Source organism: Paenibacillus phocaeensis, from assembly GCF_900021165.1.
Classification (GTDB): Bacteria; Bacillota; Bacilli; order Paenibacillales; family Paenibacillaceae; genus Fontibacillus; species Fontibacillus phocaensis.
In genome coordinates this window covers 194,903-219,389 of record NZ_FCOQ01000009.1, presented here as the reverse complement: position 1 = coordinate 219,389, position 24,487 = coordinate 194,903, and the positions used below count along the sequence as shown (strand labels likewise).

17 protein-coding genes are annotated in these 24,487 nt (G+C 54.9%); all 17 read left to right on the top strand.

What is annotated here, in order from left to right:
* Positions 1-97 precede the first annotated feature (97 nt).
* Positions 98-1,132 carry a LacI family DNA-binding transcriptional regulator gene (locus BN3795_RS04045; protein ID WP_068783458.1) on the top strand — a complete coding sequence of 345 codons (1,035 nt, stop codon included), beginning with the start codon at positions 98-100 and terminating at the stop codon, positions 1,130-1,132.
* A gap of 13 nt (positions 1,133-1,145) precedes the next feature.
* The gene (locus BN3795_RS04040) at positions 1,146-2,600 is read left to right on the top strand and encodes a 6-phospho-beta-glucosidase (RefSeq protein WP_068783457.1); all 1,455 of its coding nucleotides are present in this window, start codon (positions 1,146-1,148) and stop codon (positions 2,598-2,600) included.
* Positions 2,601-2,602: 2 nt separating this feature from the next.
* Positions 2,603-4,483, top strand: a complete 1,881-nt coding sequence (locus BN3795_RS04035; protein WP_068783456.1) for an oxidoreductase — start codon at positions 2,603-2,605, stop codon at positions 4,481-4,483.
* Between the two features lie 17 nt (positions 4,484-4,500).
* Positions 4,501-4,992 (top strand): PTS sugar transporter subunit IIA, encoded by a 492-nt coding sequence (locus tag BN3795_RS04030; protein WP_068783455.1) that lies wholly within the window; start codon positions 4,501-4,503, stop codon positions 4,990-4,992.
* Between the two features lie 150 nt (positions 4,993-5,142).
* Entirely contained in the window at positions 5,143-5,595 is a 453-nt protein-coding gene (locus BN3795_RS04025; RefSeq protein ID WP_068783454.1) for a MarR family winged helix-turn-helix transcriptional regulator, read from the top strand.
* Between the two features lie 28 nt (positions 5,596-5,623).
* Positions 5,624-6,478: a DUF6544 family protein gene (locus tag BN3795_RS04020; protein ID WP_068783453.1), complete on the top strand. Its 855-nt coding sequence runs from the start codon at positions 5,624-5,626 to the stop codon at positions 6,476-6,478.
* Positions 6,479-6,555: 77 nt separating this feature from the next.
* A complete protein-coding gene (locus tag BN3795_RS04015; RefSeq protein WP_110944999.1) occupies positions 6,556-8,106 on the top strand; it encodes a spore germination protein in 1,551 nt (516 codons plus the stop codon).
* A complete protein-coding gene (locus tag BN3795_RS04010) occupies positions 8,103-9,197 on the top strand; it encodes a GerAB/ArcD/ProY family transporter (RefSeq protein WP_068783452.1) in 1,095 nt (364 codons plus the stop codon). The genes BN3795_RS04015 and BN3795_RS04010 overlap by 4 nt, the downstream gene beginning before the upstream one ends.
* A gap of 1 nt (position 9,198) precedes the next feature.
* Positions 9,199-10,320, top strand: coding sequence for a Ger(x)C family spore germination protein (locus BN3795_RS04005; protein WP_068783451.1), 1,122 nt, complete (start codon positions 9,199-9,201; stop codon positions 10,318-10,320).
* Between the two features lie 243 nt (positions 10,321-10,563).
* A complete protein-coding gene (locus tag BN3795_RS04000; protein ID WP_068783450.1) occupies positions 10,564-11,820 on the top strand; it encodes a GntR family transcriptional regulator in 1,257 nt (418 codons plus the stop codon).
* A gap of 192 nt (positions 11,821-12,012) precedes the next feature.
* The gene (locus BN3795_RS03995; protein ID WP_068783449.1) at positions 12,013-13,005 is read left to right on the top strand and encodes a carbohydrate ABC transporter permease; all 993 of its coding nucleotides are present in this window, start codon (positions 12,013-12,015) and stop codon (positions 13,003-13,005) included.
* On the top strand, positions 12,983-13,906 hold the full coding sequence (locus tag BN3795_RS03990) for a carbohydrate ABC transporter permease (RefSeq protein WP_068783448.1): 924 nt from the start codon (positions 12,983-12,985) through the stop codon (positions 13,904-13,906). The genes BN3795_RS03995 and BN3795_RS03990 overlap by 23 nt, the downstream gene beginning before the upstream one ends.
* Positions 13,907-14,020: 114 nt before the next feature.
* On the top strand, positions 14,021-15,487 hold the full coding sequence (locus tag BN3795_RS03985) for an extracellular solute-binding protein (protein WP_068783447.1): 1,467 nt from the start codon (positions 14,021-14,023) through the stop codon (positions 15,485-15,487).
* A gap of 24 nt (positions 15,488-15,511) precedes the next feature.
* Positions 15,512-18,550 (top strand): alpha-mannosidase, encoded by a 3,039-nt coding sequence (locus tag BN3795_RS03980; protein WP_068783446.1) that lies wholly within the window; start codon positions 15,512-15,514, stop codon positions 18,548-18,550.
* Positions 18,551-18,606: 56 nt separating this feature from the next.
* On the top strand, positions 18,607-20,916 hold the full coding sequence (locus tag BN3795_RS03975; RefSeq protein ID WP_068783445.1) for a hypothetical protein: 2,310 nt from the start codon (positions 18,607-18,609) through the stop codon (positions 20,914-20,916).
* A 17-nt stretch (positions 20,917-20,933) separates the two neighbouring features.
* The gene (locus tag BN3795_RS03970; RefSeq protein WP_408635002.1) at positions 20,934-23,003 is read left to right on the top strand and encodes a glutaminase family protein; all 2,070 of its coding nucleotides are present in this window, start codon (positions 20,934-20,936) and stop codon (positions 23,001-23,003) included.
* A 358-nt stretch (positions 23,004-23,361) separates the two neighbouring features.
* Positions 23,362-24,204, top strand: coding sequence for an aldo/keto reductase (locus tag BN3795_RS03965; protein WP_110944997.1), 843 nt, complete (start codon positions 23,362-23,364; stop codon positions 24,202-24,204).
* Positions 24,205-24,487 lie beyond the last annotated feature (283 nt).

Below are 24,487 nucleotides of genomic sequence, written 5' to 3'. Positions count from 1 at the left end.
CAAGCAGAAGCCATAGAGCAACCGAAACTGCAAATCCCTTGAGCGTACTCTATAATATAAAGAAAAACGGAACGATAGGCGCGAGGTGTGAGACAACATGGCAACGATTAAGGATATTGCAAAATTACTCGATATTTCAGTTTCGGCGGTCTCCATGGCTTTGAACGACAGTCCGGAAATTGGCGAGAAGACCAAGATCAAAGTGAGAGAAGCTGCCAAGCAGCTTAACTATATCAAGAACGGCTCGGCGATTGATTTGCAGCGGCAGAAGACCAATATCGTGCTGCTGATTACGGATAATCCGACCCGTTCCTATTTTACCGACTCCTTGCAGGTCATTCAGCAGGAGTTGATTGCGAAGCAAATCGATTTGGTCATTATTACAGCGAATGACAAGCATAAAGGAACGGCTGAGCGGTTTATTTCCGAGAATCGGGCGGACGCGGTCATCTGCATGTCCAAATTTATCTCTGAGGAATTTATTAATCTTTATGCCAATAAGAATATGCCGGTGTTTGTGCTGGGCCGGGCCGCCAAGCTGATTACAAATGAACATGTGATCAATGTCCCCCTCGATTATAAGCGTGTCGGGGAAGATATCACCGAGTATCTTATTGCCAAGGGACATCGCAAGATTGCTTTCGTGAGAGGAAGCCGGACATCCATTGGCTCGAACTATCGGTATAAAGGATATTTGAGAACGTTGAAGAGATATCAATTTGAGCTGGATAAAGAGCTTGTGTTTGAAGCGCGCGGCAGCGATTATGACCACGGCTACGGCATTACGGAGAGCATTGTGGAACATATTGAATCCGGCCGAGTTGACGGAATTTTTTACGCTACGGATGATCTGGCTGTAGGAGGCTTGCAGAAGCTGCTGGAGAGGGGGATCTCTGTGCCCGATGACGTATCCATTGTAGGCTACAACAACTATCCAATCTCCAGAATGGTCACTCCGCCGATTACGACGGTGGATCTGCATCAGCAGCAAATTATGCGTAGAGTGGCCAAATCCTTAATCGCCATGATAGAGGGGAATAAAGTTAAGGCCGATTTGGTCCAGAAGCTGCAGAAGGGCGCTATTTTCCATTCGGAAATTATAGAAAGAAGCTCGGTGAAAAGTAGAGAGTAAGGAGAGGAACCGTATGTCAACAGAGAAATTGCCTGAGGATTTCTTATGGGGAGGGGCCATATCGGCTAACCAATCCGAAGGAGCATGGAATGTAGGAGGCAAAGGGATTAGCACCGCAGATGTCGCTGCTGCCGGTAAGCACGGGCAGAAGCGAGTATATACGGACGGCATTCTGGAAGACGTGTATTACCCGAATCACGAAGCGATTGATTTTTATCATCGTTATCCGGAGGATATCGCCTTGTTTGCCGAAATGGGCTTCAAATGCTTCCGGACCAGCATTCATTGGACGAGGATCTTCCCGCAAGGGGATGAGAGGGAGCCGAATGAGGAAGGACTGGCCTTCTACGACCGCCTGTTTGATGAATGCTTGAAATATGGTATTGAGCCGGTCGTTACGATTTCTCATTATGAAACCCCGCTTTATTTGGTCGAGAAATACGGTTCCTGGACCTCCCGCAACATGATCGATTTTTATGTTCGTTTGTGTGAGGTGCTGTTCCGGAGATATCGTACGAAGGTGAAATACTGGATGACCTTTAACGAGATTAATGTGATTACCTTAAATCCCATCATTGCTGCGGGGATTCGCATCGAGAAGGCGGAGCACCCCGAGCAGTTGATGTATCAAGCGGCACATTATCAGATGGTTGCCAGTGCAAGAGCTGTCCGGTTGGGTCGCGAGATTAATCCTGACTTCAAGATCGGCATGATGATGCTGTATCCGTTATCCTATGCGGAGACTTGCTCCCCGGAAGACAACCTGGAGAACCTGCATAATATGGACCTCCACTATTATTTCTCCGATATCCAAGTCCGGGGGTACTACTCTCCGAAAGCAATTAAATTTCTGGAACGGCGTCAAATCTCGCTGGATATTACCCCGCAGGACAAGCAAGACTTATTGCAAGGGACCGTTGATTATATAGGCATCAGCTATTATATGTCCCTGGTTACCAGCGCCAACCCCGACCGGAAAATTCGGGTCAAGGGCAACATGCTGGACGGCATTGCCAATCCGTATCTGGAGAAGAGTGCTTGGGATTGGCAGATCGATGGCCTGGGGCTGCGAATCGCTTTGAATTATTTGTATGATCGTTATCAGTTGCCGATTTTTGTGGTTGAGAACGGCCTGGGGGCCGTCGATGAGAAGCGCGAAGGCGAAATGGTCCAGGATGATTATCGAATCGATTATTTGAGAAAACATATTGCTCATATGATAGACGCGGTTGTGTTGGATGGAGTAGATGTCATGGGCTACACCGTCTGGGGTTGTATTGATTTGGTCAGCGCCTCGACCGGAGAAATGAAGAAACGCTACGGCCTGATTTATGTGGATCGTGACGATCAAGGACAGGGTACACTGAACCGGGAGCGCAAGAAATCTTTTTACTGGTACAAAAACGTGATTGCATCAAACGGCGCGATGTTGGATGAACCTCAAGAAGAGCAGACCGAGGAGGGATAAGGATGAAATTTCCAAATCTATTCAAGCCGATTCGCATCAAAAATACCGTATTCAATAACCGGATTATTGCCACGCCTGCAGGACCTTATCATGATAAAGCGATCGGCGGAGCCGGGGTCATTATTACGGGCAGCGTTAACGTCAGCCGCAAGAGAGCAAGCTATTCCCGGCCGGACGAGCCCTATGCCTTCGACAAATATCAAATGGAAGCCACGAGAAATCGGGTAATTGTCGCCCATCAGGCGGGAGCAAAGGCCTCGCTGGAACTGATTCATTCGGGTCAATATGCCCGTGTAGACGATTATGCCATTGGCCCTGTTGATCTGGTGCGGGAAGACGGCACTATCGTCAAAGCGATGGACGAGCAAATGATGGACGAGGTCGCGAACGACTGGGCAGAGACGGCCAAGCGGGCCAAGGAGACCGGATTTGATCTCGTTATGCTGCATTTTGCCCATGGCTGGCTCCCTGCCGAATTCCTGTCGCCGCTGTTCAACAAGCGGACGGACGAATACGGGGGTTCCTTTGAGAACCGGATTAAATTCCCGAAAATGATTATTGATCGGGTGCGCGAAGCGGTGGGTCATGATTTTATCGTGGACATGAGAATCAGCGCCTCCGAAGTTGTGGACGGCTCCATTGAGTTCAGGGACGTGTTGGAGTTTATCAAAATCGTTGAGGACAAGCTGGATATGGTGCATATTTCGGCGGGGCTGGATATCAACTATGAGGGCAATGTGCACATGGCTCCAACGATCTTTAAAGAGCATATGCCTAACGTTGAGTGGGCTGCCGAGGTCAAGCGCAACGTTAAGATCCCCGTATCTGTGGTGGGCGCGATCATGAGCCCAGCGGAAGCCGAATCGATTATTGCGGAAGGCAAGGCGGACTTTGTTGCCCTGGGGCGCCCTTTGATTGCCGACCCGTTCTGGCCGCAGAAGGCCAAGGAAGGCCGCGATGAAGATATCGTCCCTTGCTTGCGATGCCAATACTGCTACCATATCTCCACGGAGCGCAAAAATGTTGGCTGTTCGGTTAACCCGCGTTATACCCGCTATGATATGGTTCCTTTGGAGTTGCCTAAGGCGAAGCAAAGGAAAAAGGTGGTTATCGTCGGGGGCGGCCCGGCGGGGATGAAAGCGGCTTTGGTTGCGGATGAGCGGGGCCATGAAGTGATTTTGCTGGAGAAGCACGAATCGCTCGGCGGGGCCTTGCGTTACTCGGCATATGAAGAGCTGAAGATTGATTTGTACAATTATATGAACTATTTAATTACCCAGATCGGCAAATCAGGGGTTACGGTGAAGTTGGGCGTAGAAGCAACGCCGGAGCTGATTAAGCAGTTGTCCCCGGATGCCATTATTGTGGCTACGGGTGCGGTTCCGTTTACACCTCCGATCAAAGGTGTGGAGCAAAGCCATGTGATGGGGGCATTGGACGTCTACACCCGGATGGATGAAGTCGGGAATAAGGTCGTGCTGGTTGGCGGCGGCTCCACGGGATGCGAGCTGGGGATCGAATTGGCGCGCCACGGGAAGCAGGTTACCATTATGGAAGCGGGAGATCTGCTGGCCAAGAACGGGAACATCCTCTATCGCGTTGGTTTACGGCAGGCCATGGACAAGCAAGAAACGCTGCACACCAAATTAAATGTGAGAATTGTAGAAATCAGTGCGGACGGGGTTATTTATGAGGAAGCTGGCGAGCGGAAGCAAATTCCGGCGGATACCGTGATTCTCTCCACGGGGATGAGAACCACTCCAGCGCTCATCGATTCCTTCTATGGCATTGTTCCGGACACCTTTGTTATCGGCGATGCTAATAAACCAAGAAATGTGATGGATGCCACCCGAGAAGGTTACTTCATCGCTAAAAATCTATAAGGTAGGGGGAAACAACGGTGTTTGGTTGGAAGAAGAAACAAGCCGGTCCGGTGGTGGTTGAGATTCCGTCTCCAGTACCCGGAACGTTGGTAGCCTTGGAGCAAGTGCCTGATGAAGCTTTTGCCGCTAAAATGATGGGGGAAGGCGTCGCCATCCAGCCCACAGAAGGGAAAGTCATCGCTCCGTTTGACGGCAAGGTTGTTCACTTGATGGAGAAGAGCAAACATGCGATTATGCTGGAGCACGCTTCCGGCGCGCAAATCCTGATTCATGTCGGAATGAACACCGTATCTCTGAAGGGGGAGGGCTTTACGGCACATGTCAAAACGGGGGATGTGATCACCCGGGGACAACTGCTGCTGGAGTTCGACATCGCCCTGATTGAGCAAGCGGGTTATCCCGTGATAACGCCTGTCATTGTACCGAATGGTCAGGAATGTGTGAAGCAGGTGGAGGTAGCTGCAAGTCAGAGCGATCCTGCCCAAGCGGTTATCACCATTCAGTGCTGAGAAATAAATCGAAAGGTACGCCCTGGTCGTAAAAAGGCCAGGGCGTTTTGTTACGGTTTTTGACGAACAGAAAACATATCTCCTTGACAGGAAAAATATCCTCATGCTAGATATATAATATATTACCTATTGGTTCGGGAGAGGCAGGGGATGACTGTGGATGAGCATAAAGGGAAGATTTTCGCCTCGCTGTTCATTATCGCCAATCGGCTGCAAGTGCTCGGGGATCGGCTGGATCCCGAAGTAACGGTGAAGCAGTGGCTCTTGATTGCCATTATGTACAAAAGTCAGCCGCGCATACTCTCTGTGAAAGAAATTGCCGGCGTACTCGGTGTTTCTCATCAGAATGTCATGCAAATGGTCCGGAGTCTGGAAAAGAAAGGGTTTGTCCAGATTTCCGTCGATGATTCGGATCGCCGGTTCAAACGAATCGGCCTTACCGAGAGGTGTCAGGAATATTTTGCGGCAAGAGGGGATCGGGAGCTGGCTTTCTTACATGATTTGTTCGGCGGCTTCTCGGAGGATGATCTCCGGCACTTCGCAGCCTTGATTGACCAGTTCATATCGAACATCATGAAGTTGGAAGCACGTTCTTCATCTTAATCATTGAGAATCGTAGAGGAGGCGGCGCATGGATTGGCTTCAGATTTTAGTCATTACGGTTGTCGTGATCGGATCAGGATTACTCATAGCTGCGCTTGTTCAAAATTTCACTTTTCGGCGAAACGTAAAAAAGGAAACCGCTCTTCTCCTGCAGGCATGCGCTCATGAGCCCGTTATCCAACTCAATGAAGAAAGGTTGCAGCAGTTGCCGCCGCCGGTATTGAGGTGGTTGCGTCTCACTCGTTCATTGGATGCAGGGAAGCCGATTCAATCCGTTAGGATTAGGCAGGAAGGGATGCTGCGCACGAAGCCTGAGGGAGGCTGGATGCCGTTCCGCGCCAAGCAGTACTCCTTGCTTGACCAGCCATCTTTCATCTGGAAGGCGAGAATTCGGGCGGCACCGGGGGTGGCGATTTATGGCAGAGACTTGTACTTGAACGGTCAAGCCGATATGCTCATCAAGCTTATGGGCGTGTTTAAAGTGGGGCATGCACGTGGTCGCGAGATTGACCAGGGATCCCTAGTACGGTATCTGGCTGAGATGGTCTGGTATCCCACAGCGGCTTTGTCGCCGTATATTACTTGGGAAGCCGTCGCTGACGATGTAGCGCGAGCCAATATCTCCTATGGAGGCATCAACGCGTCGGGCACCTTTTATTTTCAAAAAACGGGCGAGCCCGTTCGTTTTATGGCGCAGCGATTTAAAGAAGATCGAGAAACCTGCACTATGGAAGAGTGGGAGGTTCGGATGGGAACCTACAAACCCTTTCAGGGGATATTCATTCCTTCGCAAGGGGAGATTTGCTGGAACCTGCAAGCGGGACCGTTTCACTGGTTTCGATTCGAAGTGAAGGAAGCGGAGTTCAATCCTGTTCTGAAGTGATTCTCGGAAACGCTGTACGCATATAAACCGGGATCGGTGGAAAAATATGCCCATTGCCTAAGGAAAGAGGAATGTTCATGAGCTTCTTCGGACGTTACTTGCCGGGCGGGCGAAAATACCAAGGCTCCTACCGTTCGACGCGCAAACCCGAACCTGTACATGATCCGATCCCCTCGGATCTCGGCGATTGCGAGAAGAAGATTCAGGAGCGCTTCACCCTTTCACCCGATCTGGTTATTCGCAAATTCGTTATCCGGCAGACGCAGTCTCCGGCTATGCTGGTCTATCTTGACAGCCTGACCGACAACAATTCCGTCAACCGGGATGTGCTGCTTCCGCTTCAGACCAAGCAAACGGGCGAGGGCCGGGAACTGCCGCTGTCGGCGGGCCGAATGACCCCGATCGACGAATGGGTCAAGGCCGAGAGAGCCGTGCTGGAGGGCGACAGCGTCCTCTTCATCGAAGGCTGGGCCGAAGCACAGGTGTTGGGAACGTCAGGATGGCCGCAGCGGGCGATCGAAGATCCCCAATTGGAGACGTCGCTGAAAGGCGCGCATCAAGGGTTCGTCGAAACCGGCTCCCATAACCTCGCGCTTCTGCGCCGGTACCTGCCGCACGAGGAGCTGAAAATCAAAGAAAAAATCGTCGGCCGCCGGGGTCACACCAAGGTCTATGTTCTATACATTGCGGATATCGTGAATCCAACGCTGCTTCGGGAAATGGAGGAGCGGATCGACGCGATCGACATCGACGCGGTGATTAATACCGGCGAGCTGGCTGAGCTGGTGGAAGACAGTTCCGCTTCACCCTTCCCGCAAATGCTGATGACCGAGCGGCCCGACGCAGCCGCGTCGCAACTGCTGCAAGGAAGGATTGTCGTCGTCGTGGACCGCTCCCCGAGCGTCATGGTCGCACCTATCTCTTTTACGTCATTCTTTCAAAGCGTGGACGATTACAGCACCCGTTGGTCCATCGCGACGTTTCTTAGACTGCTGAGGTTGTTTGCCTTTGGCATTGCCGCTTTCCTGCCCGCCTTTTATATTGCGGTTACCTCGTTTCATTACGAGGTGATTCCGTTCAAGCTGCTGCTGACGCTGGGGGAATCCCGCGGCCAAGTCCCCTTCCCGCCGTTCGTCGAAGCGGTATTTATGGAAATCACGCTCGAGATGCTGCGTGAAGCGGGCGTCCGCCTCCCCGCTCCCGTTGGACAAACCGTCGGCATCGTCGGCGGTATCGTTATCGGCCAGGCGATTGTGCAGGCGGGCCTGGTCAGCAACATTATGGTTGTCGTTGTCGCGTTTACGGCCATCGCATCGTTCATCCTGCCCAACTATGATCTGGTTGCGGCAGTTCGCCTCATTCGCTTCTGCCTGATGATCGCCGCGGCGTTGTTCGGGCTCGTCGGCATCATGATCGGGATTATGATTCTGATCGCTCACTTGCTGGCGCTGCATTCCCTCGGCAGACCCTATTTCAGTCCGTTCGGACCCGTCCGATTCTCCGATTGGAAAGATGCGTTCATGCGGGTTCCGCTATGGATGATGAACGAACGTCCGTTGGGCGCAAACCCCGTCCAGTTACGGAGGCAAGGTCGCACGCGCCCGGATCCGGAAGGAGAACAAACGTGAAATCGAAAAAAACGGCTGAACTCACCATGCTGCAATTCGCGATTATCATCAGCGGGCTTCAAATCAGCATCGCGTACCTCCCGTTGCCCCGTCTCCTGGCGGAAGGAGCGGGGACGGACGGATGGATGACGATTCTGGTGATGTGGTTTCTTTCCGTCATCGCCAGCCTCATCGCCGTCCGGCTCATGCGGAGAATGCCGGGAGGAACGGTGCTCGACCTGATCTCACTTCGGATCGGGAAATGGGCGGGAAAAGCGGCGGCGCTCGTGTTCGGTATCTATTTTGCCACTATGGCCTATGACGGGTTCGTCCGGACGACGAATATTACCCGTTCGTGGCTGCTTCCCGAGACGAAGGCTTACGTCATGCTGATTTTGTTGCTTATTCCCGCCTATGCGATTGTCAAGGAAGGCCCCCTTCTGGTCGGCCGATACGCCGAGTTGGTGTTTTGGATTACGTTCTGGACGCCGCTCATTTATTTGTATCCGCTGAAAGAAGCCCATTGGCTCAATCTGCTGCCTTTTTTCAAAGAGGGCGTTCTGCCGGTGCTGACGGGAATCGAGCGCGTCCTCTTTTCGTTCGTCGGTTTTGCAGCCACCCTGTTCTTATACCCGAATCTGAAGCACAAGCAGTATGCCGTGCGGGGAGTCGTGCTGGCCAATTCCTTGACCGCTGTCCTCTACCTCTGGATCACAACCGTCTGCTTCGTTTATTTCAGCCCGGACGAAATTACGGAATTCAACCAGCCCGTCCTTCAGATGCTGAAAACGATCGAGTTCCGCGTTATGGAGCGGATTGAAGTTCCGTTTATCGCCTTTTATCTGTTCATCTATTCGTTGATCTGGGTTCCGGCCAGCTACTTCGCCGTTTACTGCTCGAACTGGTTGCTCGGAGCCGGCGGCGAGCGCAAGCATCTGCGGATCTTCTATGCCTTGCTCGCCGGCGTGTCCTTCTTCTATTTCCCAACCTTCAGCCAGAACGACTGGCTTGAATCGGTGTTGGGAAGAACCGGCGCCGTGCTGGAATACATTGTCCCGGCCCTTTTACTGTTGTTCTTCTGGGCGCAGGACAAGCTGAAAAGGAGGGTTTAGTATGAAGGCGATATTAAGGATGGCTGTGCTGTCCGTCTTCGTCTTGATACTTGCGGCCTGCGCGGCGGACAGGCTCGACCTGGAAGAAGCCACGATTCCGCTTGCTCTCGGCATCGATCTCGACGAGAACGATCAATTGCTCATGTATACGTCCAGCCCGGTGTTCATCAAGGGTCCGGAGAACAAAAGCCTCGAGACCAAAGCGGCGGCGCTGACGCCACGGCAGTCGCGGGCTGCGCAGGGAGCCGAAACGGCCGGGTTGCTTAGCGGAAAAAACTATCAGGTCATCTTGCTCGGAGGCCGCCTGTTGCAGCATGAAGGCTGGTTCAATCTGCTGGACGTTCTGTTTCGCGACGCCAAAAATACGACGACGGACCGCATGATTTACTATAAAGGCTCGCTCGACGCGATCATGGACAAAAAGGATCCCGATCAGCCGATTCTGCCCTTGCTGCTTCGGTCGATGGTCGACTCGAAAAGCAAACGTTCGGAGACGGTGCTGACCACTGTTCAGGAGCTTCACAGGCAAGTATACGAGAAGGGGGTGTCTCTTGCCATCTCTGAAATCGGCATCCAGAACGAGAGGATTGTCTTGAAAGGGACCGCTTTGCTTGATAACGGCGGCGTATACGTCATGAGCCTGAGCGCGCAGGAGACGGGCATCCTTCGTATCCTGAAACAAGACGCTGAGGGTGGCATTAACTTCAGCTACAGGCTACCCGGCGTGCACAAGCGGGGGCCTTTCAACACGGATATTCTCAGCTTCAGCACGTCCAGCGTCAAAACAAAGATCAAAACCTCCTTCCAGGACGACCGGTTCAAGTTCGATATTCAAGTTTCGATGCCCGCCTCCTTGTCTGAGGTCATGTTTCCCCATGAGATCCGGAAGCAGCAGAAAGAGCTGGAGGAGAAGCTTTCCCGTCTTGCTGAGGCGCAGTTCAAAGACCTGATCGAACGGTTCCAGAAGCGCCGCATTGACCCGATCGGGCTTGGCATTTACGCCCGGGCCCATGAGTACCCCCACTTCCGGAAGATTCAGGACCGCTGGTCTGAAGCGTTCGCTCAAGCGAAGATCGACGTCAAGGTCGAGGTCAAAATCAAGGCGATGGGGCCCGTACAGTAATGAGAGCGTGCGACGGCAGGGGACGGATTTCCGCGCCCCTCGGAACTCATCGACTCCATCAAGCCGTTTGGCTTTGTCATATTTTGAAAGCGTTTGCATATAACTAAAAAAATAACACTGTACAATATATTTAATATATACAATGATAATTGTCGAGTGAGGTGGAGACATGAAATCGATTGACTAAATGCTATAAATGATATAATGTGAATATATGGAGAGTAAGAAGATAGGAGAAGCCTTATGCAAAACGAACGAAAACCGTTATATATGCAGATTCAACAACACTTCAAGGATATGATTCTACAGGGGAAGCTGCGGGAGAATGACAAGATCCCCTCAGAGAAAGAATTGATGGAACAATTCGACGTCAGCCGGATTACGGTGGCCAATGCGTTGATGCAGCTGGCGAAGGACGGCTGGATCTACCGGATCCCCGGACGGGGCAGCTTCGTCAGCGAGGGGATCGGCGAGCTGCTGCATCGTCACCAGGGCTCGTTATCGTCTCAGGAGGTTGGGCCTTGGACGGCGTTGGAGGGGAATCCGGGGGCGCTGTCGTACAACGCCGGAGCATTTCCCGGAGGTTCTGCCGATAACCTGCTGGCGGCGAACGAAGCTGCACCTCCTGTTCCGGGGCGGATCACGATCGGGCTGGTGATGCCGATGCTGGTCGACTATTTCGCCATCCGCCTGCTTCAGGGGATCAATAACATCATTGCGGACAGTCCTTACAGCCTGCAGATCGTATTGACGTACAACTCCATTGATCGGGAGAAGGAAGCGATTCACGACTTGATCCGCAAAGGGGCGGCGGGACTGATTATTTTCCCTTGTGACGCGGAAACGTATAACGAGGAAATTTTGTCCCTCAAAATGCGCGGCTACCCGTTTGTTCTTATCGATCGATATTTGCCCGGAGTCGCAACGAACCTGTCGCGCAGCGACGGCATGATCGGGGGGCAGCTTGCCGTTGATTATTTGTGGGGGCTCGGGCATCGCGACATCGCGATCTGTTCCGATTCCCCGCTGCCGACCATAACCGTGGAGGAGCGAATTAACGGATACATGGAAGCGCTGAAGCAGAAGGAAGCGATGATTAATCCGGCGCTGATCCTGACCGATTTCAATGTGGATTACAGTGAAATCGATAAGAAGCACCCGTTGTACCGGTTTATCAAGAACCAGATCGCCACGGCTTATATCACGCTGAACGGACGGCTTGGCCTTTACATTTATTCGATTTGTAAGGAGCTGGGGCTCAAGGTGCCGGAGGATGTCTCGATCCTCACGTTCGACGATCCTTCGCCGGGGCTGCACGAGTGGGGATATTTCTCGCATATCTCCCAATCGGAGATCGAGATGGGGGAAGCCGCGGCTCGAATCCTGCTGGACATCCTCCAAAAGCCCGACGTCAAGGAAGCGGGATACACCAAGGTGATCCTAGAGCCGAAGCTGATCGAGAGCCAGTCCACCGGACCGCTCCGGAAACGCACAACGTAATTCGCAGGGATATAAGGACATCTGCTTGCCTGACAAGCGGGTGTCTTTTTTTGTGGAAAATCAGCGATAAATGATATATCTAATATCTTGACATAAATGACATACTGAAATATAGTTAATAATACAAATAGATTCGCAGCTAACAACCGATGCTTAAGACGTGCCATTCACAGAAGGAGGGTTGCTTCGACGATGGAAACCGCGGGATTACAGAAGCGGAGAACACCGCTGCAGCGCAGATTAGGAAGGCATAAGGATGCTTGGATCGCCGCCGTTATCCTGGTACCGATGTTTTTGGTCTGGCTGGTGGTTTCAGGTTTCCCTACCCTGTTCGGATTCGTATTGGGGTTCTTCGAATGGGTGGGGTTGGCGGATACGCCTAATTTTATTTGGTTCGGTAACTTTATCGACTTCTTCAAAAACCCGGTATATACAGATGCGTTATGGAGGTCGATTTGGCTGGGCGGCCTGGTCACGGTCATCACGCTTGGGGCGGGTTTCTTTGCCGCACTGCTGATGAACATGCCGCTGTTCGGCAAAGGGTTTTACCGTTCGATATGGTATATTCCTGCGATTACCGCGACGGTGGCGACCACGCAGGTATTCAACATTTTTCTGGATTCTAACAACGGGGTCATTAACAACATTTTGAAGGCTTTGGGCAAGGAACCTATCGTCTGGCAATACTCCGTCGGGTGGGGCATTTTCTGGATCGTGATCTACTCCGTATGGAAAGGTGTGGGCGGGGCGGCGCTCATCTGGCTGGCCGGTCTGCAATCCGTGGATGTGTCCTTGTACGAGGCGGCGGAAATTGACGGTGCAGGGCGGTGGAATAAGCTGCGCTACGTGACGCTACCGGGGCTAAAGCCGATCGCGACGTATATCGTCATCACGAACCTGATCGCCGCGATCCAGATTTACGAGCAGGTGCTGTTTATTACCAACGGCGGGCCTTACGGGCAAACCGAGGTGCTGGTGTTCCGCATTTATCGAGACGGCTTCTGGGACTTCAACTTGGGGATGGCCGGCGCTTCCTCGTTAATTATGGCCTTGATCGTTATCGTCGTAACCGTGTTGTATTACAACTGGTCCACGAAATCTGACAGACGGACGACCATCCCGCTGAAGCCCGTCAAATCCGCGAGAAAGGAGGCGATCCCGCATGCCCGGTCTGCGAAACGCTAAGGTCAGCAAGCAGTTTAAGCCGGTTTATTTGCTCGGCCACCTCGTGTTGCTCGGCGTTGGGATCATCTTGCTGTACCCGCTGATATTCATGGTGCTTGCCGGCTTTTTTACAAAGACCGAATTCTCCTCGACCGTGCTTGGCATCTTCCCGATCCCTAAAGCCCCAACGCTGGAGAACTTCAAGGCGCTGATCGTCGGGTCCACGGACACCGCGGTAGCGACTTATATGAAAAACTCGCTGATTCGTACGGTCTACAATACGTTCTGGGCGATTCTGACTTCGTTCCTGGCCGGGTACGTGTTCGCGAGGTTGAAGTTTAAGGGACGGGATGCGATCTTTCTCATCCTGCTTGCCACGCAAATGATTCCCGGCACGCTGGCGATCATTCCGACATACCTCGAATTCGCCCGCTTTCCGTTCGCTGGGGGCAACGACATTTTTACCGGCGGGACCGGAATCCTGAACTCCTGGTGGGTGTACTTCATCGGAGGCCCCAGCATCAACATTATGGGAACGTTTCTGGTGAAGCAGTCGCTGGAGAAAGTGCCGCTGGAAATCGACGAAGCCGCGATTGTGGATGGGGCCGGGACGATTCGGCTGATCTTCCAGATCCTCTTCCCGCTGCAGCTGCCGATCATGGCATTTATTGCGATCACGACGGCCCTGGGAACGTGGAATGATTTTATTACCCCGTTCTTCTATACGACCAGCGATCATTTGCAAACGCTTCCGGCGGCGATCACGCGGATTTCCTCCGTAGGAGCCAGCCCCGGCGCCGTGATTAACTATCCGATGATCATTACGTTAAGCCTCGGGATTACCCTTCCTGCGCTGCTGATTTTCGCCTTCTTCCAGAAGTACATCGTGCAGGGCTTAGCTAACACCGGGATCAAGGGCTAGCCGGAGTATGAATAAGGTCACGACGATCCGTTGCGGATCGGAAGGATACACACCTAAGAGGAGAATTTGACTTGAAAAACACGCAGGTTGAAAAAAATTAGGAGGGGTTCAAGCATGATGTTGAAAAAAATGCACATCACGGTTGTTTCACTGTTGCTCATCGCTTTATTAGCTGCTTGCGGATCGGGGGGAGGCAATACCGGAGGCAATCAGGCGACAAACGATCCGGGAACGAATCAGAATCAACCCTCAGGCAATCAGGGGAAGTCGGCGGATGGCGCGACGATTACGGTGCTGAACGAGGGAGCCGTTTCGGTAGGCGTCGGGGTGCTTGGCGATCTGCTGGAGAAGAACAAGCAAAAGACGATTGCCGACGAGACGCTGAATCCACGGATTACGGAAGAGGATTACAACTATACTCCGGGTCAGCAGCTGCAAAAAGCCGGCCTCTTCCCGTATTATTATCAATCGTTCATGAATGAGAAAATGCAAAGCAAGAACATTACGGTAAAAACCGAGGACTGGGGATGGGGCGAACCGCTGATCCAGAAGCAAACGGCGGGGTTCCTGGCCAAAAACTTGCCTGACATCATCGTAGGGGAAACGCAAATGCCCGGCTTTGCCCAGCAGGGACTGCTTGAGCCATTTCCGGACGACATGGCGCAGGAAATTCGCGACAATGTAGCCCCTGCAGCCTGGAAGCCGATGGAATATGACGGCAAGATTTACGGCTTTGCTTCGCAGCCGGGGGTCAGCAGCTTGTTCTGGAACAAGAAGCTGGTGCAAGAAGCCGGGCTTGATCCCGACAAGGCGCCGGCGAACTGGGATGAACTGCTGGCGAACATCCAGAAGGTAACCGAAGCGGGCAAAGGGAAGTTCTATGGCGGCGGGGTATACGCCGGTCCGAACGCTGGCGGGTACTTGCGGTATGGTACACTATTGGTAATCAATGGCGGAGGTTTCGCCGATGATCAAGGCCAGCCTGTTTTCAACTCCGACGCCAACGTGGAGACGGTGCAGTTCCTGAAAGAGCTTAACGCAAACCATCCTGCCGGATTGATGGCGAATACGAATGAAGGAACGTATTTCGATGCTTTCAAGAAGGGGCAAATCGCGTATTTGATCGATGGACCGTGGCGGGCCGTCGAAAGCTCGCAAATCGGAATCGAGTACGGGATGTCGCAGATTCCGCTGTCCCCGAACGGCCAACCCGGCAATATTACGATCGGCGCGGCGTTCCATGCCGTACCGAAGGATGCGAAGAACAAGGAAGCCGCTTTTGAATACATCCGCGCGATGTACAGCGAGGAAATCCAGCAACTGATCGCCGACACGGGCGTTCGGTCACCGGTACTCAAATCCGTTGCTGAGACGGATGCCTACAAGCAAGCCCATCCGGAGATGTATCAGCACTATCTGGCGATGTCCGGCAATGTGCAAGGGCTGCCGACGTTTGCCAAGGAGGACTCCAAGATCTGGCAGATCTTCGGAGAAGCGGTAACCAAAGCGTTAATGACCAAGGAGGATATCAAGGCCATCCTGGACGAGGCGCAAAAGAAAGCGGAGGCCATTACAAAGTAAATTATATTGAAAGAGTGATGCAGCATGCCTTATGAAACGAATCACGTCATGATCCAAAAGGCGAAGCAAAGGCTTGCCAAACTGCAGGAGTTCATTTACCGCCCCGTTGCGGAACTGGAGGTTGAAGCTTGGGTGACGAAAGAGCCGGTCACCTATGCCGAGCGGAAGAACGGCCGGCACGTCCGGCTGCAGCCCGGGGATCAATGGGGAGAGCTTTGGGATTGCGCCTGGTTTCATTTCCAGGGAAGCGTTCCGGAAACGGCGGTTGGCCGCAAAATCGTACTTCTAATTGATATTAATGGAGAGCTGTGCCTCGTGGACGAATCGGGTAACCCGCGTCAAGGCTTGACGAATGTGAGCTCCGAGTTTGACTACAGCCTGGGGCGGCCCGGTAAACGGGTAGTGGACGTCAGCGCCGCCGCTCGCGGCGGGGAAATCGTCGACCTCTGGGGGGATGGCGGATGCAATGACTTGTTCGGCCATTATCGCAGCGGGACGCTGAAGGAAGCGACCGTAGCCGTATGCCACGAGGAAGCGCGGCAATTAGCCTACGATCTCGAAGTGCTGATTGAGCTGGTAGAGCAGCTGCCGGATTCGAGCGCCAGAAAAGCGCGGGTGCTGCAGTCCGTCTATGAGGCGGCCCACCTGCTCGCGGAATTGAATGAAGAATCGGTGCATAAGGCGAAGGAACGAGTCGCCGGGGAGCTGGCGAAAAAGGGCGGCGACCCCGTGCTGACGGTCAGCGCAATCGGCCACGCGCATATCGATTTGGCCTGGTTGTGGCCGATTCGCGAGACGATCCGCAAGGGAGCCCGGACGTTCTCGACGGCGCTTCGCAACATGGAGAAATACCCGAATTACGTGTTCGGCGCAAGCCAACCTCAGCTGTACCAGTGGATGAAGGAGCATTATCCGCAGCTGTATGCCGAGGTGAAGGAACGCATTCGCGAGGGACGCTGGGAAGCGCAAGGCGCGATGTGGGTCGAACCGGATACGAATATCTCCGGCGGCGAGGCCCTGGTACGGCAAATTTTGTACGGCAAGCGGTTTTTCCGGGAGGAGTTTGGCAAGGACATGAAGGTGTTGTGGCTGCCGGACGTATTCGGTTATACAGGCAGTCTGCCGCAACTGCTTAAGAAATCCGGCGTTGACTACATGATGACGCAGAAGCTCTCATGGAGCACCTACAACACCCATCCGCATCACAGCTTCCTCTGGGAGGGCATCGACGGGACGAAGGTGCTGACGCATCTGCCGCCGGAGGATACCTACAACAGTCCGGCGGCCCCGCGCTCGCTGGCCAAAATCGAGCAGTCCTACCTCGACCGGAACGTCTCGGAGCATGCGCTGATGCTGTTTGGGATCGGCGATGGCGGCGGCGGCCCAGGGGAAGAGCATCTGGAGCGGCTGGAACGGGAGCAGAACCTGTTGGGGCTTCCTCCGGTGATTCAGGAGCCGGCGATCGCCTTCTTCGAGCGGCTGGAACAGGAAGCTTCCCGTTTCCAAACCTACCGCGGGGAGTTGTATCTGGAGAAGCACCAAGGGACGTTAACCACGCAAGGCCGCAACAAGTGGTATAACCGCAAGCTGGAGAAAGCCCTGCGCGAGCTGGAATTCGCGGCATCGCTGCGGCTCGCACTCGGTGACGGCCTGGCAGCGTATCCCTCGGATCGACTGGAGGAGATCTGGAAGGAAGTGCTGTTGTACCAATTCCATGACATATTGCCGGGCTCCTCGATTACCCGGGTGTACGATGAATCGCTGGAACGCTACCCGAAACTGCTTGGCGAAGTGCAGGCGATGATTGCGGAGGCTTATGGACACGCAGCCGCGCGATCCGGTGCGGCTGCCGGTGAGACGGTGCTGTTTAATTCCTTGCCGTGGGAGCGGCGGGAATGGGTCAACGTGGGCGGCAACTGGCAGTATGTGCAGGTGCCGGCGATGGGCTGGCGCGAGCTGAAGCAGGCTGGGGTAGAGACGCTGGTGCCGGAGACGGTGCTGATCGCCGAGGAGCTCCGGCTGGAGAACGAACGCCTGGAAGTTCGGTTCGCCGAGAACGGCAGCATCGTATCGCTGTACGACAAAGCTGCCGGACGGGAAGCGGTTCAACCGGGTACGCAGGCCAACGTATTTACGATTTATCACGATGATGGCGATGCCTGGGACTTCCCGCGCGATTACCGCGAGACGATTGCCGGGACGATGACGCTGGAAAGCCGGCGCGCTTACGTGTCGGGGCCGCAGGCGGTCGTCGAGCAGGTTTACCGCTACGGAGAGTCGACGTTGAAGCAAACGATCCGGCTGCTGAAAGGCGATGGTCTGCTGCGCTTCGATACGGAAGCGGATTGGCGGGAGAGTGGGAAAATGCTGCGGGTCGCTTTTCCGGTGACCGTCGTCAGCGATCAGGTGAACTGTGAAATTCAGTTTGGGGTGCTGAAACGGCCGACAACGCGGAATAACGTGATTGAATTTGCCCGCGATGAAATCTGCGCTCACCATTATCTTGACCTGTCACAGCCGGATTATGGCGTAGCGCTGCTCAACGACAGCAAATACGGACACCGTGCAGAAGGCGGCGTGTTGGATCTCAACCTGCTGCGCAGCCCAGGGTCCCCGGATCCGCAGGCCGATCGGGCGGAGCACCGCTTCACCTATGCCCTGTATCCGCATGCGGGCGATTTCATCCAAGCCGGCGTTTACCGCAAAGGGTATGAGCTGAATGTACCGCTCACCCTGGCTGAGGTGATCCCGGCAGCAGCTTCAGACCGCGAGGCGGCGGATCCTGGGCGCCTCAGCTCGAAGGCGCTCCTCTCGATCGATCATCCGAACGTGATGGTAGAAGCCGTCAAGAAAGCCGAGGACAGCGACCATCTCATCGTCCGTCTGTACGAGACGGCTGGAGCTGGGGCCGAGGGGGAGCTGAGTTTCGGACGCTCCTGCCGGACCATTGAAGAGACGAACCTGATGGAAGAACCAACGGCGCTGCTGGCGGAGGATACCGATTTGGTTCGGCTGCATTTTACACCGTTTGAGATCAAGACGATTCGCGTTCAGTTGGCTTAAGGAAGCCGGGGCGACGGCTTCAAACGAATCTTCTAGGTGATGAGGAGGGCTTATTCGTGACAGGAAGAGCACGGGCGGAAGAGCGAACCGGGTTTCAGGAAGGCAGCCGATTCGGCGCTTCGTATGACCTGCAGGCCGACTTCGTAATGGTGTATGGCATCGGCGAGTCGATGCCTCAACGGATCCGTGAATGGGCGGAGCAAGGCTACCGGGTCCATCTGATGACCGGGGTGTCCTGGGGTGGTTATCAGGACTATCTGAACGGGAAAACGGACGGCCGCTCCCATTGGGATGAAGCCCAGAAATATCAGGACGGCGAGACGATCATCCACGGGACCTCCGCAGATATTCCTTATATGGTGCCAACGATCAGCTATGCCGACTTTCTTGTGGAACGCATTCGACCCGCTGTCGACGCCGGCGTGGAAGCCATCCACCTGGAGGAGCCGGAATTTTGGGTGGAGGGCGGCTATTCCGAGGCGTTCCGGCGCGAATGGCAAAATTACTACAACGAACCCTGGCAGCCGCCCCATTCCTCGGAAGACGCGCAATACCGCGCTTCCAAGCTGAAGGCTTATCTTTATACGCGCTGCCTGGACCGCATCTGCTCGGCGTTGAAGGAATATTCGCTGGTCCGGTATAATCGGCCGCTGCGGTTTTTCGTCCCGACGCACAGCTTGATCAACTACACGCAGTGGCGGATCATCAGCCCGGAGTCCCGGCTGCTCGACGTGCCGACGATTGACGGTTATATCGCCCAGATTTGGACGGGGACGTCGCGGACGGCGAACGTGTACGAAGGCAGCCGGGCGGAGCGGACGTTCGAGACGGCGTTCCTGGAATACGGAATCATGCAGGAGCTGGTGCGCGGGACGCACCGCCGCATGTGGTTCCTGCACGATCCGATCGAGGACGATCCGAAGCGGACTTGGGCCGATTACCGCGAGAACTACGTGAAGACACTGATCGCCTCGCTGCTGCATCCAGAGGTTGCCCGCTATGAGGTAGCCCCTTGGCCCCGGCGGATTTTCGAGGGCCAATACCCGTCCGCTGATGGCAGCGGCAAGGAGGGAATCCCGGCCGAATACGGGACGATGCTGCTGAACGTGATGCATACGCTTGGGAACATGGAGCAGGAGGAGGTGCGGATGTACGGCAATGCCGCCGTCGCGGGCGTGCTCCTGGCTGACTCGGCGATGTTCCAGCGGAAACGGATCGGGACGGTTACGTCCGGCTTCATGCTGAAATACGACGGGACGAATGAAGTGGAGATGACGGATGACTCGGCGCTGGAACTGCTGAATTTCTCGGCCTTTTACGGGCTGACGCTGCCGCTTGTCAAACACGGGCTGCCCATCCGACCGGTACAGCTGGATAATGTGCGACGGTTCACCGGTTATTTGGACGATTACCGCGTTTTGATCTTAAGTTATGAATTTATGAAGCCGGAATCCCCGGATTTGCACGGCGCTTTGGCCCAATGGGTAAGGGAAGGCGGGGCGCTGATATACGTTGGGGACGACAGCGACCCGTATCATGGGGTCCGCGAATGGTGGAACCAGGGACGACGGCGGTATGCTACTCCCCGGGCTCATTTGTTCGAGTGCCTGGGGCTGCCGCCTGAGGCGGACGCTCCTGTGGAGGGGATCACCCGGGTTGGTGCCGGACTAGTCAGCTATTTGCCGATGCGGCCGGATCGGATCGCGGCGAGCGCAGAAGCGGCGGAGCGGTACCGGCGCGCCGTACGGGAAGCAATGGAAGTGCTGCGCAGGTTGGAGGGGATGGCGGATGCCAGCCCCGCCACGTTGCCTCAAGCCTCTGAGGCTGAGGAACTCCGCGAAAAGTCGGCTCCGGCGGACGCGCTCCACTGGGAGCCGCAGAACCATTTCCATCTTCGCCGCGGTCCGTATGTGATCGCCTCCGTCATGACCGAGTCGATCCACGAGATGCCGCTGGAGCTGGAAGGCTTGTTCATTGATCTGCTTGATGCCGGCCTGCCCGTCAGGGAGAAGGTCATCGTTCAGCCGGGCTGCCAAGCCCTACTGTATGATTTGGCTTATGCCGGACCAGGCCGCATCCACTCGGGTCTTATCGCGGCCTCTTCCCGGATCGAGGACTACCGCGAAGATGAACGCAGCATTACGTTTACGGCCAAGGGGCCCCGCCCGCTGCAGGCTGTGGCGCGGATTCATTGTGATGCGAGACCGGCGGCGATATCGGTTGAAGCGCTTCGTCCCGGACAAAGGAACGGCGCTGCTCCGGATCGTGCCGCCTCGATCCCCTTCGAATGGGAGGCGAAGAGCCGTACCTTGCTCCTTCATTATGAGCATGGAGACGGAGGGACACGCATTACGGTGACGAAATAAGCAATGGAGATTGAACGATAGAAAACACGAGATCCGCATGGGAGGCAGATAAAGCGATGAATACGAAATTGCGTCCACCGGCAGTACCTTTGGTAACGATGGATCCCTACTTCAGCGTCTGGTCGATGGCCGATCGTCTGACCGATGATTTCACCCGCCATTGGACCGGGCGCCGGCAGGCGTTCACCGGCTTGATTCATATCGACGGCATGGCCTGGCGGTTTGCCGGGCGCGTCGAGTCCAATCTGGAGCGGTATTATACGGAGCCGCTGGCAATGAACCAAACCGGACTTGAAGTCACGGCGCTCTCCACCCGCTACCAGTTCGAAGCGGCAGGCGTTGAGCTGGAGGTGACCTTTACGAGTCCGCTGCTGCCGGACGATCTGGAGCTGTTGTCGCGGCCGGCCTCCTATGTCTCTTACCGTGTGCGGTCCCGCGATGGCCGGCCCCATCAGGTGCGGCTGTATACAGACGTCACCGGGGAGTGGTGCGTGAACGAAACCGATCAGGCGATCACCTGGCGGGAAGAGGCGCAGGGTGACCTTACCGTATTGCAGGTCAGCCATGCCGAGCAAAATCCGCTGCATGTCTCCGGCGACGATCAGCGCATCGATTGGGGAACCTTCATGCTGGCTGTCAAGCAAGCGCCGGATGTGCGGACATATCTGGATCGGGCGCAGGTTCGCAAGCAGTTTGTCCGGGAAGGCGAAATCCGGCCTGGCGAAGGTGCGGCGCCAATCGCTCAGCCTCAGCCGGTTCGCGAGGCCGAGCTGGTCATGGCCTGCGTGTGGGATGCCGGCGTGGTTACCGGGACAGACGCGAAATCGCAATTGATCGTACTTGCATATGACGACGTATATGCGATCGAGTATTTTGGCCAGCCGCTGGAGGCGTATTGGAAGAAGGACGGGAAAGCGGTCCCGGCCCTGCTGGACGAAGCGTTCCGAGACTACCCGTCCCTGTTGGCGCGCTGCGACGCGTTTGATGCGAAGCTGCGCGAGGATGCGATCCGCGCTGGCGGGGAGAAATACGCCGATATCTTGTCCCTTTCCTACCGGCAAGCGATTGCCGCGCATAAACTGGTCCTTGATCCCGAGGGACAGGTGTTGTTCATGTCGAAGGAATGCTTCAGCAACGGCTGTATCGCTACGGTCGACGTAAGTTATCCATCGATTCCCATGTTCTTGCTCTACCAGCCCGAGCTGGTTCGCGGCATGATGCGGCCGATCTTCAAATACGCCGCCAGCGACGCCTGGGCCTTCGAATTTGCACCGCATGACGTCGGCCAATACCCGCTTGCCAATGGCCAGGTATATGGCGACAACGCGCTGGAGGGGCAAATGCCGGTAGAGGAGTGCGGCAATATGCTTGTGATGGCAGCCGCAGTGACGCTGGCCGACGGGAACCTTGATTTCGTGCGGGAGCACCGCTGGTTGCTCGCAAGGTGGGCCGACTACCTGGTGGAGCATGGGCTTGATCCCGAGCATCAGCTGTGCACGGACGATTTCGCCGGACATTTGGCGCGCAATGCCAACCTCTCGGCGAAAGCGGTCATGGGTGTAGCCAGCTACGGGTTATTGTGCGGGTTGCTGGGTGAAGAAGAACCGGCGGAGCGTTATCGCCGGGCCGCTGCAGATATGGCCCGCCAGTGGGAAGGGTTGGCCGCCGATCCGAGTGACGACAGTCATACGATGCTGGCCTTCGGGCAGCCGGGGACCTGGAGTCTGAAGTATAACCTGATTTGGGACGGCATCTTCGGTACGAACTTGTTTGGGGAGGAGACGATCCGCCGCGAGGTGGCTTGGTATGTGCAGAAGCAGGAGCGGTACGGGACGCCGCTGGATAACCGGGCGGCCTATACGAAGGCGGATTGGCTGGTCTGGGCCGGAGCCCTGGCGGAGAGCCGCGAGGATTTCCAGCGGATCATCGAGCCGCTCTGGGTGTTCCTGAACGAAACGCGGGACCGCGTCCCGTTCACGGATTGGTACGACACCAAGACGTCGGCGCAAATCGGATTTCAGCATCGCACCGTGGTTGGCGGCTTGTTTATCCAGTTGTTGAAGGATCGCGGGTTGGGCAGAGTCTAGCTTAACGGTTCAAGGACCTCATATGGGGTAGAGTTAGAGGCCATCAAGCTCGCGTTTCCTCATGGCGGGTCTGGTTGCGAAATTTGAGGTTCGGATAGGATCGATTTTTCGTATATAAACTGTTTTTCCTTGGCCCAAAAGAGGAATCTATTCGATATTTCATACAGAATCTCGGGATTGGGCCTGCCTGGAGGTAATTCTGTACGAAATTTCATACACATTGCGCGGAAATCGCCGTTATCGGCGATTTCTGTTCGTTTTTTCGTATACAATGCTTCCGTTCCGGCGTCCCCCCTTGATATGAAATTCTCGCTGGATATGATAACCTGAAAGTACTTATCCGAAAGGAGTGTTCATGTTGGGTCAAATCATTCCGGAAATTACGCTGAATGACGGTATCAAGCTGCCGGTGGTCGGCTTGGGGACGTACGGGCTCCGCGGCAGCGAAGGCGTGCAGTCGATCGCTAGCGCCATCCGCTCAGGCTACCGCCTGCTGGACTCTGCGTATAACTACGAGAACGAAGGAACCGTCGGGGAAGCCGTTAGGCGCTCCGCAGTCCCAAGAGAAGAGCTCGTTATCGCGTCCAAGCTCCCCGGGCGCTACCACACGTACGACAAAGCGGTGAAGGCGATTCAGGAATCGCTTTATCGGGCGCAGCTGGATTATTACGACCTGTATCTGATCCATTGGCCCAATCCGATTCAAGGCCACTATGCGGAGGCCTGGCAGGCATTGATTGACGCGAGAAAATGGGGGCTGATCCGCTCGATCGGAGTCAGCAACTTCTTGCCCGACCACCTGGACCGCCTGGTGGAGGAGACCGGTGTGACGCCAAGCGTGAACCAGATTGAGCTCCATCCGTTCTTTAATCAGGCGGAGCAGCGCAGTTATCATGAGGCCCATGGGATTGTTACGGAATCCTGGAGCCCGCTTGCCCACGGCAATGACGTATTCAATCACGAGACCCTTCGGCGAATCGCCAATCATCACGGAAAATCGGTGTCCCAGATTATATTGCGCTGGCATTATCAACTGGGGGCTGTGTCTATCCCGAAATCGGCCTCCGCCGTTCGGCAGCAGGAGAACCTCTCGATCTTCGACTTTACGCTGGACGAAGGAGAAATGGAGCGAATCTCCGGCTTAACCCGCCCGGACGGACGGTTAAGAAATCAGGATCCGGCGGTCTACGAGGAGTTTTAAGGCCTGCTGATCGAATCGAGCCGAAATTGAGATAAGCCAAGTAACATAGTAATAAATGGAAACATGGAACACGCTGCTACCCAGCTTGGGGAACAATGAAGCCGTCTCTATGCGTATTTCGATTCACAAGCGCATGTTCAGGTTGGACAAGAGGCTCGTCCCACAGCAGCAATCTCGGCTGGGTACCCAGGCGTGGGGGATTGTCACTGGTTCGCCGCAGTTCGCAACTTTAGCCCATAATTGGCGGGTCAGGGGTTTGGACAGGCCCGCCCGGAAGCTTGAC

What these genes read in the sequence shown, in the direction of transcription:
- BN3795_RS04020 (WP_068783453.1), top strand. Translation starts at nt 5,624, where the DNA reads ATGGATTGGCTTCAGATTTTAGTCATTACGGTTGTCGTGATCGGATCA.
- BN3795_RS03995 (WP_068783449.1), top strand. Translation starts at nt 12,013, where the DNA reads ATGGAAACCGCGGGATTACAGAAGCGGAGAACACCGCTGCAGCGCAGA.
- BN3795_RS03985 (WP_068783447.1), top strand. Translation starts at nt 14,021, where the DNA reads ATGATGTTGAAAAAAATGCACATCACGGTTGTTTCACTGTTGCTCATC.
- BN3795_RS04025 (WP_068783454.1), top strand. Translation starts at nt 5,143, where the DNA reads ATGACTGTGGATGAGCATAAAGGGAAGATTTTCGCCTCGCTGTTCATT.
- BN3795_RS04015 (WP_110944999.1), top strand. Translation starts at nt 6,556, where the DNA reads ATGAGCTTCTTCGGACGTTACTTGCCGGGCGGGCGAAAATACCAAGGC.
- BN3795_RS04035 (WP_068783456.1), top strand. Translation starts at nt 2,603, where the DNA reads ATGAAATTTCCAAATCTATTCAAGCCGATTCGCATCAAAAATACCGTA.
- BN3795_RS04000 (WP_068783450.1), top strand. Translation starts at nt 10,564, where the DNA reads ATGCAAAACGAACGAAAACCGTTATATATGCAGATTCAACAACACTTC.
- BN3795_RS03990 (WP_068783448.1), top strand. Translation starts at nt 12,983, where the DNA reads ATGCCCGGTCTGCGAAACGCTAAGGTCAGCAAGCAGTTTAAGCCGGTT.
- BN3795_RS04045 (WP_068783458.1), top strand. Translation starts at nt 98, where the DNA reads ATGGCAACGATTAAGGATATTGCAAAATTACTCGATATTTCAGTTTCG.
- BN3795_RS04005 (WP_068783451.1), top strand. Translation starts at nt 9,199, where the DNA reads ATGAAGGCGATATTAAGGATGGCTGTGCTGTCCGTCTTCGTCTTGATA.
- BN3795_RS03980 (WP_068783446.1), top strand. Translation starts at nt 15,512, where the DNA reads ATGCCTTATGAAACGAATCACGTCATGATCCAAAAGGCGAAGCAAAGG.
- BN3795_RS04040 (WP_068783457.1), top strand. Translation starts at nt 1,146, where the DNA reads ATGTCAACAGAGAAATTGCCTGAGGATTTCTTATGGGGAGGGGCCATA.